Annotated in this window: 14 protein-coding genes; 7 read left to right on the forward strand and 7 right to left on the reverse strand. The window is 68.8% G+C overall.

Going from position 1 to position 12,686, the window contains the following annotated elements; translation table 11 throughout:
• Positions 1 to 58: 58 nt before the first annotated feature.
• Positions 59 to 829, reverse strand: coding sequence for a peptidoglycan recognition protein family protein (locus tag CHC08_RS09525; RefSeq protein ID WP_089206839.1), 771 nt, complete (start codon positions 827 to 829; stop codon positions 59 to 61).
• Between the two features lie 842 nt (positions 830 to 1,671).
• Here CHC08_RS09525 and CHC08_RS09530 point away from each other — a divergent pair.
• The gene (locus CHC08_RS09530; protein WP_089206840.1) at positions 1,672 to 2,775 is read left to right on the forward strand and encodes a DUF5925 domain-containing protein; all 1,104 of its coding nucleotides are present in this window, start codon (positions 1,672 to 1,674) and stop codon (positions 2,773 to 2,775) included.
• Between the two features lie 43 nt (positions 2,776 to 2,818).
• On the forward strand, positions 2,819 to 3,022 hold the full coding sequence (locus CHC08_RS51395; RefSeq protein WP_089206841.1) for an ATP-binding protein: 204 nt from the start codon (positions 2,819 to 2,821) through the stop codon (positions 3,020 to 3,022).
• A 360-nt stretch (positions 3,023 to 3,382) separates the two neighbouring features.
• Here the strand turns inward: CHC08_RS51395 and CHC08_RS09545 are convergent, their stop codons facing one another.
• Positions 3,383 to 3,919 (reverse strand): carbonic anhydrase, encoded by a 537-nt coding sequence (locus tag CHC08_RS09545; protein ID WP_218825210.1) that lies wholly within the window; start codon positions 3,917 to 3,919, stop codon positions 3,383 to 3,385.
• A 192-nt stretch (positions 3,920 to 4,111) separates the two neighbouring features.
• Here CHC08_RS09545 and CHC08_RS09550 point away from each other — a divergent pair, with 192 nt between their 5' ends.
• Positions 4,112 to 4,768, forward strand: coding sequence for a TetR/AcrR family transcriptional regulator (locus tag CHC08_RS09550; protein WP_089206844.1), 657 nt, complete (start codon positions 4,112 to 4,114; stop codon positions 4,766 to 4,768).
• 53 nt (positions 4,769 to 4,821) lie between these two features.
• Here CHC08_RS09550 and CHC08_RS09555 read toward each other — a convergent pair whose 3' ends face one another.
• On the reverse strand, positions 4,822 to 5,442 hold the full coding sequence (locus CHC08_RS09555) for a TetR/AcrR family transcriptional regulator (RefSeq protein ID WP_218825211.1): 621 nt from the start codon (positions 5,440 to 5,442) through the stop codon (positions 4,822 to 4,824).
• Positions 5,443 to 5,519: 77 nt separating this feature from the next.
• Between CHC08_RS09555 and CHC08_RS09560 the strand changes: the two genes are divergently transcribed.
• Entirely contained in the window at positions 5,520 to 6,770 is a 1,251-nt protein-coding gene (locus CHC08_RS09560) for an alpha/beta hydrolase (RefSeq protein ID WP_218825212.1), read from the forward strand.
• A gap of 86 nt (positions 6,771 to 6,856) precedes the next feature.
• Here the strand turns inward: CHC08_RS09560 and CHC08_RS09565 are convergent, their stop codons facing one another.
• The 3 genes from CHC08_RS09565 to CHC08_RS09575 are packed head-to-tail and all read right to left on the reverse strand — an operon-like array spanning position 6,857 to position 9,053.
• Positions 6,857 to 7,459: a dihydrofolate reductase family protein gene (locus tag CHC08_RS09565; RefSeq protein WP_089206846.1), complete on the reverse strand. Its 603-nt coding sequence runs from the start codon at positions 7,457 to 7,459 to the stop codon at positions 6,857 to 6,859.
• The gene (locus CHC08_RS09570; protein ID WP_089207001.1) at positions 7,456 to 8,340 is read right to left on the reverse strand and encodes a metalloregulator ArsR/SmtB family transcription factor; all 885 of its coding nucleotides are present in this window, start codon (positions 8,338 to 8,340) and stop codon (positions 7,456 to 7,458) included. Before CHC08_RS09570 ends, CHC08_RS09565 begins: the two co-directional genes overlap by 4 nt.
• A 44-nt stretch (positions 8,341 to 8,384) precedes the next feature.
• Positions 8,385 to 9,053, reverse strand: a complete 669-nt coding sequence (locus CHC08_RS09575) for an AfsR/SARP family transcriptional regulator (protein ID WP_338055670.1) — start codon at positions 9,051 to 9,053, stop codon at positions 8,385 to 8,387.
• Between CHC08_RS09575 and CHC08_RS09580 the strand changes: the two genes are divergently transcribed.
• The 3 genes from CHC08_RS09580 (at position 8,991) to CHC08_RS09590 (ending at position 11,368) form a co-directional block, all read left to right on the forward strand.
• The gene (locus CHC08_RS09580) at positions 8,991 to 9,872 is read left to right on the forward strand and encodes a hypothetical protein (RefSeq protein ID WP_089206848.1); all 882 of its coding nucleotides are present in this window, start codon (positions 8,991 to 8,993) and stop codon (positions 9,870 to 9,872) included. The two genes, CHC08_RS09575 and CHC08_RS09580, sit on opposite strands and share 63 nt — an antisense overlap.
• A gap of 98 nt (positions 9,873 to 9,970) precedes the next feature.
• Positions 9,971 to 10,873, forward strand: a complete 903-nt coding sequence (locus CHC08_RS09585; RefSeq protein ID WP_089206849.1) for a hypothetical protein — start codon at positions 9,971 to 9,973, stop codon at positions 10,871 to 10,873.
• 153 nt (positions 10,874 to 11,026) lie between these two features.
• Positions 11,027 to 11,368 carry a YciI family protein gene (locus CHC08_RS09590; protein WP_089207002.1) on the forward strand — a complete coding sequence of 114 codons (342 nt, stop codon included), beginning with the start codon at positions 11,027 to 11,029 and terminating at the stop codon, positions 11,366 to 11,368.
• Positions 11,369 to 11,634: 266 nt separating this feature from the next.
• On the opposite strand, the gene CHC08_RS09595 is transcribed toward CHC08_RS09590, so the two are convergent.
• A complete protein-coding gene (locus CHC08_RS09595; RefSeq protein WP_089206850.1) occupies positions 11,635 to 12,372 on the reverse strand; it encodes a prolyl oligopeptidase family serine peptidase in 738 nt (245 codons plus the stop codon).
• Between the last annotated feature and the right edge of the window lie 314 nt (positions 12,373 to 12,686).

Genomic DNA, 12,686 nt, shown 5'->3' on the forward strand with positions numbered 1-12,686 from the left:
CGGCTGAAAAATATTGTTCCGGGTCCCCCCTACGCGACCGCGATTCTCGCGGCCGACATCAGCTGATGGGCTCCTCCCAGGTCGCGTTCCAGGTGGCGCGGTCGACGGTGCCGGTGACGGGCAGATCCTTCTCCTGCTGGAACGTACGGCAGACGTCACGGGAGCCCGGGCCGTACAGGCCGTCGACGTCGATGGCCCAGCCGCGCTTGTCCATCTGTGCCTGCCAGGTGCGGACGTCCTCGCCGCTCATGACCGGCGGGTATTTGAGGACCCGGCCGGAGAAGGAGGGGTGCGGCTCGGGCGGTCCGACGGGGCCGCTGCCGGGGCGCGGCGCGCCCTGCCTGATCCAGGCGTACAGGGGCTCGCCCGGGCAGCTGGTGGCGTAGCCGTCCCGGTGGCCCTTGATCTCCTTGCCCGCGCCGCCCTTGTCCCTGAGATATTCGATGGCGTCGAGGATGCCGTGCAGGATGTTGTCGGTCGGCTTGGTCAGCCCGGACGAGCCGACCAGGCCGAGCACGGCGTAGTGGCCGCTGTTGAGCCCGGCGCCGTTGGCGGCCGGCAGGTGGTTCAGGCCCCTGCCCTCGAACACCTTCCGATGCGGGCAGACCAGCAGCGAATAACCGACGTCAATCCATCCGTTCCCATCCATGTGCTGGTTCTGGATCGATTTCACCAGGGCGACGCACTTAGCATGATCGTTAACGATGCCCGGGCTGATCTGGCCCCCGGTGTAGTGAACCTTCACACCCTTGGTGGAGCTGAGCCGGCTGTAGGAACCACGTGGCTCCCGGGCGCCCCACTCCCGACGGGTAACAAGATCGATGGCCACGAGATGTCTCCACGGTTTGGTGAGATGGCTTACCGGAGCGTAATAGGCGACATGGCGCAATATGGCTGGGTTCGCCAATTGGTCTGCCGGCAAATCGTCACGCGACGCGTCTCCAGGTAATCGCCGGGTAGATAAACAGCCATTTTCTTACCGGAACAGAAGCCCCTAAACCGGCCGTGAGATCAGCGGCCGGGGGCACACAGTCGAGGGCGGCCTCGATCGACGGGGGCCGACCTGGGCGGGAATGCGCCGTCGCGGGCGACGAGAGGGATCGGGAGCCGAGCGGCGTGCCGCGATCCGTTCAATGCGCATGAGGGGATCCGTTCAATGCGCGTAAGGGTAGGGAGGCACCGGCCACCGCTTGGTCGTAAATCGGGCAAGAGTGTACAATTTCGTACGGTTGCGCGACTGACGGGAACCACGCCCGCCACACCGTGGATCGGGATGATCGGCCAAGAGATCCCAGCCGCCGACGCCGAAGCTCCACACCAAGATCGTGGCCCCGCTGGAAACGCGCCGCCGGACACCCCTGATGCGCCGTTGGAGGCCCGACTCCCGCGGCTGTTCCGGCTCCCTCAGCAGGCGACGCATCGGACCAGAGGAGCCGCACCAGGCGATCGCGGCCGCCGCCCGCGCGGTACGGCACGTCGCCGACGAGCGGAGCCGATCACAGCACCGGCCCCGCCACAGACCATCGACATGGAACCCGCCAAGACCACCCATACGCGCCGTCGCAGAGCCGTCGCCTGGTTCACATCCTAAAGTTCCTCAAAATTCTTCGAAGAGTTTTGTACACGTAAAACCCTTCGACCGGCAGGCGACCAGAGAGGATCATTGCCGCCATGTCCGTTCTCAAGGAGGTCCACTTCACTCCGGAGCCACGCCCGGCCGAGCTACCGATGAAGATCTGGCTCGACGACGGCGACTCGGCCGTGGACGTGATCGACGCGCTCGCGCTCTCGCCCTTCGCCACGGGAGCACAGCCCTGGTCGTGCACCGCGAGCCTGGAGCGGGTCCGTACCGAGGCCTCGCTCACGCCGGCCTCCGGGACGCTGATCCGTGCGGCGCTGGAGGAGGACGGCCGAGACTCCCGGCTGACGTGCGGAGAGGGCTGGACGCTGCGCGTGGTCCGCTACCGCAACCGGGCCGCCACGGTCAGCGTGACGGCGGTCGACGAGGAGCTGGCCCGTTCGATCGTCAAGGAGGTCACCAAGGACGCGGTGGAACCCGCGCCCGAGAGCGACCACGTCGAGATGGGCTTCTGGTGGCAGGGCGCCCACGGTGGCCGCCGCTCGGAGAAGCCGATCACCGCATCCCCCTGGCAGGAGATCAGCGGCAACTACGCCAAGTCCCTCAACGACCCGATCTCACGCCTGATGTCCGTCACCCCCGCCGACGTGCACGGCCGCCTGGTCCTGCTGCACGGCCCGCCCGGCACAGGAAAGACGACGCTGCTGCGCACGCTCGCCCACGAGTGGCGGTCGTGGTGCCAGGTCGACTGCGTGCTGGACCCGGAGCAGTTGTTCAACTCCCCCGGCTACCTGATGGAGGTCGCGGTCGGCTCGGACGACGACGGCAAGAAGTGGCGGCTCCTCGTGCTGGAGGACTGCGACGAGCTGATCAGGTCCGGGGCCAAGGAGGCGACGGGTCAGGGCCTCTCCCGCCTGCTCAACCTGACGGACGGCCTGCTCGGCCAGGGCCGCGACGTGCTGGTGGCCATCACCACCAACGAGAACCTCGCCCGCCTCCACCCCGCCGTGGTCCGTCCCGGACGCTGCCTCACCCAGATCGAGGTGGGCGGCCTCCCCCACGAGGAGGCGGCTCACTGGCTCGGCACCTCCGAGGGCGTGCCCTCCTCCGGCGCCACCCTCGCCGAACTGTTCGCCATGCGCGACGGCTTCCTCAACCACTCGACGGTCCAGGAGAACACCGGCCTCTACCTCTGATGCCTCCGACGACCGCGAGCCCGCGGTCCCTGCCTTCGAGGACTTGACGCGCCACGCCGGGGGCACCGGGCTGGGCCTGCCGATCGCCCGGCAGATCGCCGAGACGAGCGGGGGCAGCCTCCAGATCGAGGACAGCCCCCGCGGCGCGCGTTTTGTCCTGTGTCTTCCGGTCCACGATGGTGATGCGGCTTCTCTCGCTTCGGAACCCGGCATCCTTCACCCGGACGTGTCCCCGATCGCCGGGTAGGTTCCGTACTCCCGACGCTAGGACCGCTCCCGCGAATCCCTCGATCGCTCCCCCGCCTGCGAACTCGGCCAAATATTCACCGAAGACGTCGCCCACCACAGCGCGTCGAAGGGTAGAACATCCTCATGGCGGCCCGAGACCATGAGCTTCTGCGTGCTGCCAAACACATCGCCACCGCGCTGGGCTTCACCCCCGATGAGGTCATGCGACGCGTCGTGGAGCTGGGCCGCGGCGACCGCGCCGACTGGTCCAGCAGCGAACTCCTGCTGCTTGCTCTCGCTCAACTGACAACCGAGCGGCCAACCTCTCCAGGAGTGGGTGGGCGCTGAGACGGTCGAGAACAAAACTCGCCCATCGACGTCACACGTCCGCCGACCGGGGATACCGGGCGTCGAGAATGGTGGTGACGCGTCCGGTGTCGATGTCATACACGTGGCCCGAGACACTCACTTTGGGTGAGAGCACAGGCGACGCGAGAAGCCGTTCGACGTCGGTCCTCACGGTGGTCTGCGGGTCGGCGACCTCGGTGGCTCCCAGCGCCGCCTCGGATATGCCGGTCGCCCGAGCGGCTTCACGCCGAAAGGCGGGGTCGGCCAGAAAGCCCGTTCCGCATTGTGTGTGGTGGACGACAGCCACCTCGAAGAGCCTGTCAGGCATGCCGAACACCTTCTCGGCCAGGAAGGCGAGGTAGGAGATGTCCTCGATCACGGCCTGGGTGACGCGTCCGCCCGCGTTACGGATGACGGGAGCGTCTCCGAGCCGAAGCCCGAGGACGATCGCGGGGTCGACTCGGTGGTCGAGGCAGGTGACGACAAGCAGCTGGGCGGCCGGCGGGCCGAGCGGCACCGGGGTGTAGCCGCGGGCGAATTGCTCGTTGCGTTCAAGCAGCAAGGTCATCCTGGTCATGGTGATGTCCGTTCGGGTTCAGGTGGTCGTTCTCATCGCCCTGCCGCGACCACGCACTGGAAGACCGAAGTGCGCCGAGTGTCGCGGCGGCCTCCACGTCCGTCAGTCCTCCGTCGACGCTTAGTGGACGCTGTCCACTTTAGCCCGACTGGTGGACGCTGTCCACATTGCTATCGTGGCCAAGTGAGCACGGGCCGACCAGCAGCGGAAAGACCCCCGGCAGGGCGACGGCGACCCCGGGGCGCCGTCCGCGACGGCCTGATCACCGCAGGGCTCGAACTGGCCCGCACCGGCGGCCCCGACGCCGTAGTGCTTCGCGAAGCGACCCGGATTGTCGGCGTCGTGCCCAACGCCGCTTACCGCCATTTCGCAGACCGCGACGAACTCCTCGCCGCGGTCTGCGCCGCGGCCATGGGCGAGTTGGGAGACCGCATGGCCGCCGACGTCGCCCGCGTGCCCGGCGAGCACGGCGACCCCATCGCGGCCCGCCACCGTCTCGGCGCGATCGGAGCGGCCTACCTCCATTTCGCTCACGATGAACCAGGCCTGTTCGCAACCGCGTTCGCCCTGCCGCAACAACACGCCTACAGCGCCACCGACGGCGACACCGGCGGGCTGGACCGCAGCCCTCTCGGCCAATTGCGCACCGCACTGGACGAGCTGGTCGACGCCGGCGTACTCGACCTGCGACGCCGCAACGGCATCGAATACCCCATCTGGTCCGCCGTCCACGGGATGGCCGTCCTCACCGGAAAGGGCCCGCTACGCGACGTCCCCGGCTCCGACCGTCACAGGTTGGAAGAACTCACCCTCACCTTCATCAGCGACTGCCTCACGTAGCGCTTCCCCCCGACGTCGTGCCCGTCGGGCGATGATGCCAGGGCCCGGGCGGGTCAGGGCAGGTCGGGCAGCGGTCCGGTCGCCAGCTCGCGCGCCTCGCCCGCGGCGACGCCGAACATGCGCAGCAACTGCTCGGCGAGTTGCTCGTCCACCGGCTGGGCGGCGAAGTCGGGATCCACGAGCGTCAGTTGCAGGGTGCCCAGCACCGAGCCGAAGGTGGTGGCGAACGCCAGCCGGGGGTTGTCCACCGTGAACCGGCCGGCCTCCACGGCCCGGATGATGTCCGGCAGGATACGCGGGGTCAGCCCGTGCCGGCCGTCCAGATAGGACAGTCCGTGGCGCACCAGGATGTGGGCGACCTGCGGGCGCTTCCGGGCCATCCGGACGGCAAGCCGGACCGACTGCGCGAACCCGGCAGCGGGGTCGGCCAGCTCGCGGTTGAGCCGCTCCAACAGCGCGCCGACCTCCTCCAGCACGTCGGCGACCGCCGCGACGAACAGGGCGTCCTTGCTGGTGAAGTGATTGTAGAACGAGCCGAACCCCACGTCGGCGGCCTCGGTGATCTCCTGGATGCTCGCCCGCTGCGCCGTGCCGTCGGCCAGCATCGCGCGCGCCGCGTCGACAAGCTTGCGGCGGGTCTGCGCCTTGCGCTGCTCCAGCCTGGACGCACTCATAGGCGTCACCATAGACGCACCCATAGGCCTCGCCATAGTTGACCGAGCCCACTGTTGATGATTTCATCAGTTTTGTGATGACGTCACAGCCCACGAGGACCGGCTGGCTGGACGTGCACGCGCACTACGTCACGGACCACTACGCCGAGGCCCGCCGCGCGGCCGGGCACGGCCGGCCCGACGGCATGCCCGGCCTGCTGGACCGGAGTTCCGCCGCGGCCCCGGAGGCCGTGGCGGCGGCCGGTGCGGACGCCGCGGTGAAAGTCGGTCTCCTCATCCGGCGTGCGCTTCGGCACCGACTCGCTCGGGCCCGAAGCGCCGGCCTCCGTCCTGTTTCCCCGGCTGCCCTCCGCGACGAAAGGTTCCCCGTGACCTATATCGAGTACAGCGACCACCCCGAGATCTTCGAGGCGCACGCCTTCCCCGAGCACATCGTGGATCTCGGCGAGATCCGGATGAACTACGCCGTGGCCGGGGATCCCGCGAACCCCGCGATCCTGCTGGTCCCCGGCCAGACCGAGTCGTGGTGGGGCTACGAGGAGGCCATGCGCCTGCTCGCCGAGACCTACCAGGTCTATGCGGTCGACCTGCGCGGGCAGGGCCGGTCCACGTGGACCCCGGGCCGCTACAGCCTGGACATCTTCGGCGGCGACCTGGTCCGGTTCATCGACCGCGTGATCGGCCGGCCGGTGGTGGTCAGCGGGCTGTCGTCCGGTGGGGTGCTTTCCGCCTGGCTGTCCGCGTACGCCGCCCCCGGCCAGATCCGCGCCGCGGTCTACGAGGACCCGCCGCTGTTCGCCTCGGAGACCACCCCGGCGATCGGCCCGTCCATCCGCCAGGGCCCCGTCGGCCACATCTTCCGGCTCCGGTACCGGTGGCTCGGCCCGCAGTGGTCGATCGGCGACGAGGCCGGCCTGCAGGCCGCCATGGCCCGCGAGGTCCCGGAGTGGCTGCCCGCGGCGATGCGGTCGGTGGCCGGAGGGCTGCCGCCCGCGGGTCCGAAGCAGAACCCGCGCGAGTACGACCCCGAGTGGGGCGACGCCTTCGTCTCCGGCCGGGTCGCCCTCACCTGCGACCACGAGGCGATGCTGCGGCAGGTCAAGGTGCCGGTGCTGTTCACCCACCATTTCCACCACGTCGACCCGGACACCGGGAACCTGATCGGCGCGATCTCCGACGAGCAGGTCCGCCACGTCCACCGGCTCGTCGAGGGCACCGGCAACTCGTTCACCTACCGAGCCTTCCCTGCCATGCCGCACTCGATGCACGGCCACGACCCGGCCACCTTCGTCGCCACCGTCGTCGAGTGGCTCGCCGACCTCTCATGAGCCGGCTGATCGATCCCCGGCAGCCGCTCCGCTCCAGCGGCCGAACCGGAGCGCACCTCGCCGGCTGAGTGCGCCGATCGGCGGGCTCAGCGGACTCGGTCGTAGACGAGAGCCAACGTGCCGTGCTCGCCCGCGGTCTGGCTGACGAGCGCCCACTGCCCCGCGGGCAGGCCGTCGTCGAAGAGGCGCGGCCCGCCACCGAGGAAGACCGGAAAGATCGTGATCGCCAGCCGGTCGACCTTGTCGTCCGCCAGCAGCGCCTTGATGACGCTCGCGCTGGAGAGCACAAGAATGTCGCCGCCCTCGGTCGCCCTGAGGTCCGCGACCACCTCGGCGGTCGGCTTGTCGACGATCGTCGTCCGCTCCCACGGCGCCTCGCCGAGGGTGGAGGAGAGGACCACCTTGTCGGTGTCGACGAGCCACTTCGCGAAGCCCTCGTCGCGCGGGTCGGCACCCTCCATGCCGATGACGGTGGGCCAGAAACCGAGGAACCCCTCGGCGTTGACCCGCCCGAGCAGGGCCGTCGTCGCCGGCTCCCAGAGGCTGGTCAGGTGGTCGCGGGCGACGTCGGTGACGGCGTACGGCATCACCCAGCCCATGTCCAGAGCGTCGCCCGGTCCGGCGTAGTGGCCGTCGAGGGAGAGGCTCATGTTGGTGACGACTCTGCGGCTGCCGGTCTGCGCTGTCACTTCGTGCTCCCTGTGTCGGTGTCGTGCTCGGTGTCGTCGGTGTCGTCGGTGCTGCCGGTGCTGCCGGAATCCGCGGCGAGGACCGCCGCGAGCTTGTCGAGGCTCTGGCCGAAGCCGATCTCGATGCCTGCGATGAATTCCGCGGAGTCGACCGTGCTGTCGGTGATCCGGTAGTGGACGTCGAGGTCCGTGCCGGTGTCGGTGGGCCGGAGGCCGAGGTCGACGTGGGCCGTGAAGGCGAGGCCGCCGTCGCGAAGCAGCGGGGAGAGCCGGTAGGCGAGCCGCTCACCGGGGCGTACGTCGTCGACGACTCCCTCCGCGCGCCCGGCGACCAGGTCGGAGCCGTCGGCGTCCTCGGCATCGCGGTACTCCTGGACGATCCGCCCGCCCGGTCGCGCCTCGAAGACGAGCTCGGAGACGCGGAGGTCGTCGGGCGTCCACCATCGGGCGAGCAGGGAGGTCTCGGTCAGGTGGCGCCAGACCAGCTCGGGGCGCCCCGTCAGCGATCGGAGGAACCCGAACGAGCGGTCGTCGGCCCACCCCGGCTCCTCCGCGGCGAGCCGCTCCGCGTGGAGGCTGAGCCCGTAGCGGTCGTAGGTCTCGCGCGGGCCCCCGGCCTGGTCCGCGGTATCGGCGAGTCTGCTGAGCGCAGCCGCCAACTCCCGCAGAGGACCGGGTTGGAGCACGTAGATGCGGCGCTGTCCGGTGCGCTGGGAGGTGACGACGCCGGCGCGCTCAAGGGTCTGCAGGTGCTTGGTCGTCTGCGGCTGGCGTGCCTCGGCGAGCTGGGCGAGGACGCCGACCGAGCGGGGCCGCTCGGCCAACAGGTTCAGGAGCCGCCAGCGGGCCGGGTCGGCCAGTGCGGTGAGGAGTGCGTCCATGGACATGATTATTCTTCACCGGGAATATTCGCGTCAAGGAATATCTAGGGATCGGCCGGACAGCATCGGGATCGGCCGGGACCGATCTCCGGCCGTCGGCGGCGGGCCGCCAGGGGCGTGCCAGCGGCATGTGCGGGCGATGCCAGAGGGCCGCGGCAGTCTGCGTGTCGAGGGCGAAGCCTGCACGGCCCCGGTCCGAAACGGAAGGACGGAGATATGAGCGCCCCGCCCGGCCCGGTGAGCGTGACCAGGCGTCGTTCACCGAGCAGCGCGCGGATATGTTCGAGGTCGCCGTCGCGCCCCACGAAACCAGTGAACTGGGCCGGAACGCCGCCCCCCGCCGCCTCGGCGGGCGAGGGCCCGGCGCGCAGCACCGCCAGGTGCACATCGCCGAGCTCAGGGGAGGGATCGACACCGAGCTCCTCCGCCATCGTCCGGCGCGCGTCTTCGAACACCTGGAGCGCCTCGGCCTTGCGGCCGCTCCCGTACAGGGCTCGCATGAGCTGTCCGCGCAGACGTTCTCGCAGCGGATGCGCCGCCGTAATCTCCGGCCCGTCGACGCCGACAGGACAAAAAGGGCTCAGCGGTGTCAACCGGATGCCCTCACGCCCCGTCTCTCCTGTGCCCCATCTGTCGCAACAGGAGTCGCCTTGCGCATCCGCTCGATTCTCCCGGCCACCATCCTGGCCGGCAGCCTGACCCTGTTCTGCCAACCGGCGCAGGCCGCCGTCTCCGAGGTGCCACAGGATGCGGTCGTCGTCACCGACATCGTTGACTATCGATGCACCGCAACCGGTGCGGCCGAGGAACAAGACATCAAGGTCAAGGTCGAGCTGACGATGCCGACCGACGCGACGGCGGGCACGCAGATGACCATCGGCTGGCGCGGAACCTACGCCGACGACGCCACCGCGCTGAGAGCGCCCGCCACGGGACTGGCCGGTGGCACCAAGCTGTACGCCTACGCGTCCATCAGCGGGCTCGCCAAGCTGACCTCCGCCACCGGGGTGGGCGAGCTCACCCCGCTCAGCGCGGGTCAGATCATTCCCCTGCCGACGGTCCCGGTCTCCCTGAAGACCAAATCTGCCAACCCGGGCACCGCGACGGTACGGCCGGCCGCCATCAACTTCGGGACCAAACCCGACGAACGATCGATCGAGTGCGAGGTGCAGAACGCCGACGCCCTGACGACCTACCCCCTCACCGTCGCTTCCGCGGACGGCACGCCGGCCGATTCCGTACCGGTGTCCCCGAGTCAACAGCCGACCACTACCACCCCGGTGACCACCGGCGATCAGTCAACCGATTCCGTCCCGGTGACTTCGAGTTCGCAACCGTCCCAGGCAACCGCGGCCGGGACCTTGGCGGAGGGGAACGGCAAAGTGATCAAGACCCCATCGGGAGGAGCCGCGACCGGAGGCGGCGGTGAGTCCGGCCCCGATGGGCGAGTGCTCATGCTGACCGGCTTCCTGCTCACCCTCGCTGCCGCCGCCGGACTTCTGCTACGCCGTCGTCGCCTCTCCTGGGGATGACCACTCACCGCTCACTCTTCGCCGACCGCATCTCGTCCTTGATCGTCTTTTCGGTGAATCAGCGAGAACGACCGACATATTCCCCATAGGGTGCGGCGGTGCACTCCTCCCGCGTCGTCCTCGCCATGCTCGCTGCCATGCTTCTCGCCGGATGCGCCGCAGACAGGACCGCGCGACTGGACCATGTCGTCGGCGCCTCCTGCCCCAAGGGTCCGCAGCCTGACCTGTCCCTGCCACGCCAGAGCCTTCCCGATGACTTCGTGCCGGTTCAGGTCATCCGCTGCCACTGGGACTCTCGCTACCTGCCCGGCAAGGGCCGCTGGGAGGTCGTGATCGAGGAGCACGCCAACGGTCCTGTCGACGAGCTGATGAGCGAGCTGCGCCGCCCGTCCGAGAGATCAATGTTTGGCCGGAACTGCCTGATGATAGAGATCCTGGTCGACTACTTCGTCGTGGTGGACTCCGCCGGCAGGGTAGTGCTGCCGGACCTGCCGACCGGCCTGTGCGGGGGGCCGTTCTCTTCCACCCTCGATGCCCTTCGCGGTCTGCCGTACCGGGTCGACGAACAAATACCCATCCGCAGGATCGAGAGCGAGAAAGCTTTCCGAGCCGGCTGCGGCGACAAGTACACGGACGTGATCCTCACTTTCTCCCGGCTGCGGGCGGGGACGACACAATCGCAGCAGGCGCGTCCGATGTGGAATCCCGCGCCGAAAGGACTCCGCGTATGCGCCTACCGCACCCTGGACAAGACCGCAGGCAGCGTCGAGGGGAAACTCGAATCCGTGCGCATCCTCAAGGGCGGCAACCTGCGCAACCTGCTCACCGCTCTGGACAGCACGCCGGCTACCGACTGCCCGAGCGATCACACCCGGTTCGCGGTACTGAGCACCGGCTCCAGGGAGGCCTACGCCGAACTTGACGGCTGCCACAACCTCATGCGCCCCGACGGCACCTTCGGCCGCCTCACCCCAGATGCAGTGAGGCTTCTCGCCGATTGACCTCACCCGCCGGACGCTTGGCGATCAGGCATCGAAGCGGTGCCGAAGACAACCCCTTCATCCAATCTCACTTGATGCTTGACGCAATGGCATCTGAGGATGCCGATCGAGAAACACCTCGACGATGTCACCGGCGCACGGCAGGATCGAGGGATGACGCACTTTCTCATCTCCTTCCCCAGCGCCGCCATGGTGATCTCGGACGAGGATTTTCCTGACGTGATACGCGACTCCCACGCGGTCATCCGGGAGGCCAAGGATGCCGGCGTGTACGTCTTCGGCGGCGGGATAGACGAAGACGTCGACCCCGTTCTCGTGGCCGGTGACGGCACGGTGACGGACGGCACCTATCCGCAGACCAAGCAGTTGAACGGCGGGTACACCATCCTGGACCTGCCCTCCCGCGAGGCGGCGCTGGAGTGGGCGAAGAAGATCGCGGCCTCCTGCCGCTGCTCACAGGAGGTCCGGGCGTTCCAGTACGACCCGCTCGCCTGACGGCGTACGGCCACCCCCCGCGCCGTCCGCATGCCCCGCCTTTTCACACGCGGGCGGTGCGAACGCGGTCAGTCGGCGTCGACGCGGTCGAGGAGGTCCTTCAGGGCGTCGCTTGACAGCCCCGGATTAACAGGAGTCCCTCCCTCGTCAAAGCACCCCCGGTCTGCTCAACCGGTGGAAATGAACAGGAACCCCGGGGGACAATGGCCGGCAACGGCGAATGCCCCGGCCCCCGCCCCCGGGCACCGTGGAAGGTCAGGGGCTGGTCACTTTTTCAGGGTGACGTCGAGGAAGTCCAGTGATCGATGGATGAGGCCGAGTATGTCACTCGCGCCCGCGAACATGTGGCCCGCACCGTCGACGGGGATCAGTTCGGCTCGGACGCCGTACCTGTGCAGTGCATCGGCCAGTGTCCGGCTGCCCTGGTAGGGCACCGCGTCGTCGTCGGTGCCGTGGACCAGCACAAACGGTGGTGCCGCCGCATGCACCTGCCGGATGGGACTGGCTGCCTCCGCCGCCTCCACCAGTGCGGGCTTCTGCGCGGGTGAGCCGCCGAGCAGCCACCCGCCGGGTTCGTCCGGACCACCCATCCCCGGGCTGGTGACGTCGATCGGCCCGTACCAGTCGACCACCGCCTGCAAGGCGGCCAAGTCGTGGGATCGGTCCAGCCCGGCGAGCGCGGCCAGGGTGGCACCGGCAGACTCCCCCCACCCCGCGAACCGGTGCGGGTCCAACCCCAGCGGCTCGGCGAAAGTGCGCAGCCAGCCGATGGCCGCCTGCACGTCGTGCAACTGCGCGGGGAAGACCGCTTCCCGCGACAGCCGGTAGTCGATATCGGCCACCGCATACCCGCGGGCCAGCAGGTGCTCGTGGAAGCCGATCGGATGCAGGGTATCCGGCAGACCGGTGCGGCTGCCCTCCCAGAAAGAACCGCCATGTATCCAGGCGATCAGCGGTACCGATCCGCCGCCGGGCGGCGAGGCCGGCAGATGGAGATCCATCATCAGCGGGCGGTAGCCCTTCAGAAGGGCGGGTTCACCGTTGTCGGCAAGGGCTGGCCCAAGCCTCCCGCACAGACCGATACGGGAAAGTAGCACCACCGTCGACTCATCTGCATGCCGTTCGGATGGGGTCGTTTCGTTATCAGGAGCTAAAAACCTCAGCCCGCCTGATGGCGCGATCCTGGAACTTTTCTGACGGCATACGGCTGCCATCCGCGGAGAGCAGCAGCACCGACAAGAGGAATCAGGCGAGCTTGCGCAAGGCGGTTCCTGAATCAGGAGCAGAGAGGCTCCGCCAGCCTTATCAGGGGCGGTCC

Origin of the sequence: Streptosporangium subroseum (genome assembly GCF_900188345.1) — a bacterium.
Taxonomy (GTDB): domain Bacteria; phylum Actinomycetota; class Actinomycetes; order Streptosporangiales; family Streptosporangiaceae; genus Streptosporangium; species Streptosporangium subroseum.

Coding starts and splice junctions, on each gene's coding strand:
- CHC08_RS09530 (WP_089206840.1), top strand. CDS start 1,672: ATGTCCGTTCTCAAGGAGGTCCACTTCACTCCGGAGCCACGCCCGGCC.
- CHC08_RS09545 (WP_218825210.1), bottom strand. CDS start 3,919: ATGACCTTGCTGCTTGAACGCAACGAGCAATTCGCCCGCGGCTACACC.
- CHC08_RS09555 (WP_218825211.1), bottom strand. CDS start 5,442: ATGAGTGCGTCCAGGCTGGAGCAGCGCAAGGCGCAGACCCGCCGCAAG.
- CHC08_RS09560 (WP_218825212.1), top strand. CDS start 5,520: ATGACGTCACAGCCCACGAGGACCGGCTGGCTGGACGTGCACGCGCAC.
- CHC08_RS09570 (WP_089207001.1), bottom strand. CDS start 8,340: ATGGACGCACTCCTCACCGCACTGGCCGACCCGGCCCGCTGGCGGCTC.
- CHC08_RS09590 (WP_089207002.1), top strand. CDS start 11,027: ATGACGCACTTTCTCATCTCCTTCCCCAGCGCCGCCATGGTGATCTCG.
- CHC08_RS09595 (WP_089206850.1), bottom strand. CDS start 12,372: ATGATGGATCTCCATCTGCCGGCCTCGCCGCCCGGCGGCGGATCGGTA.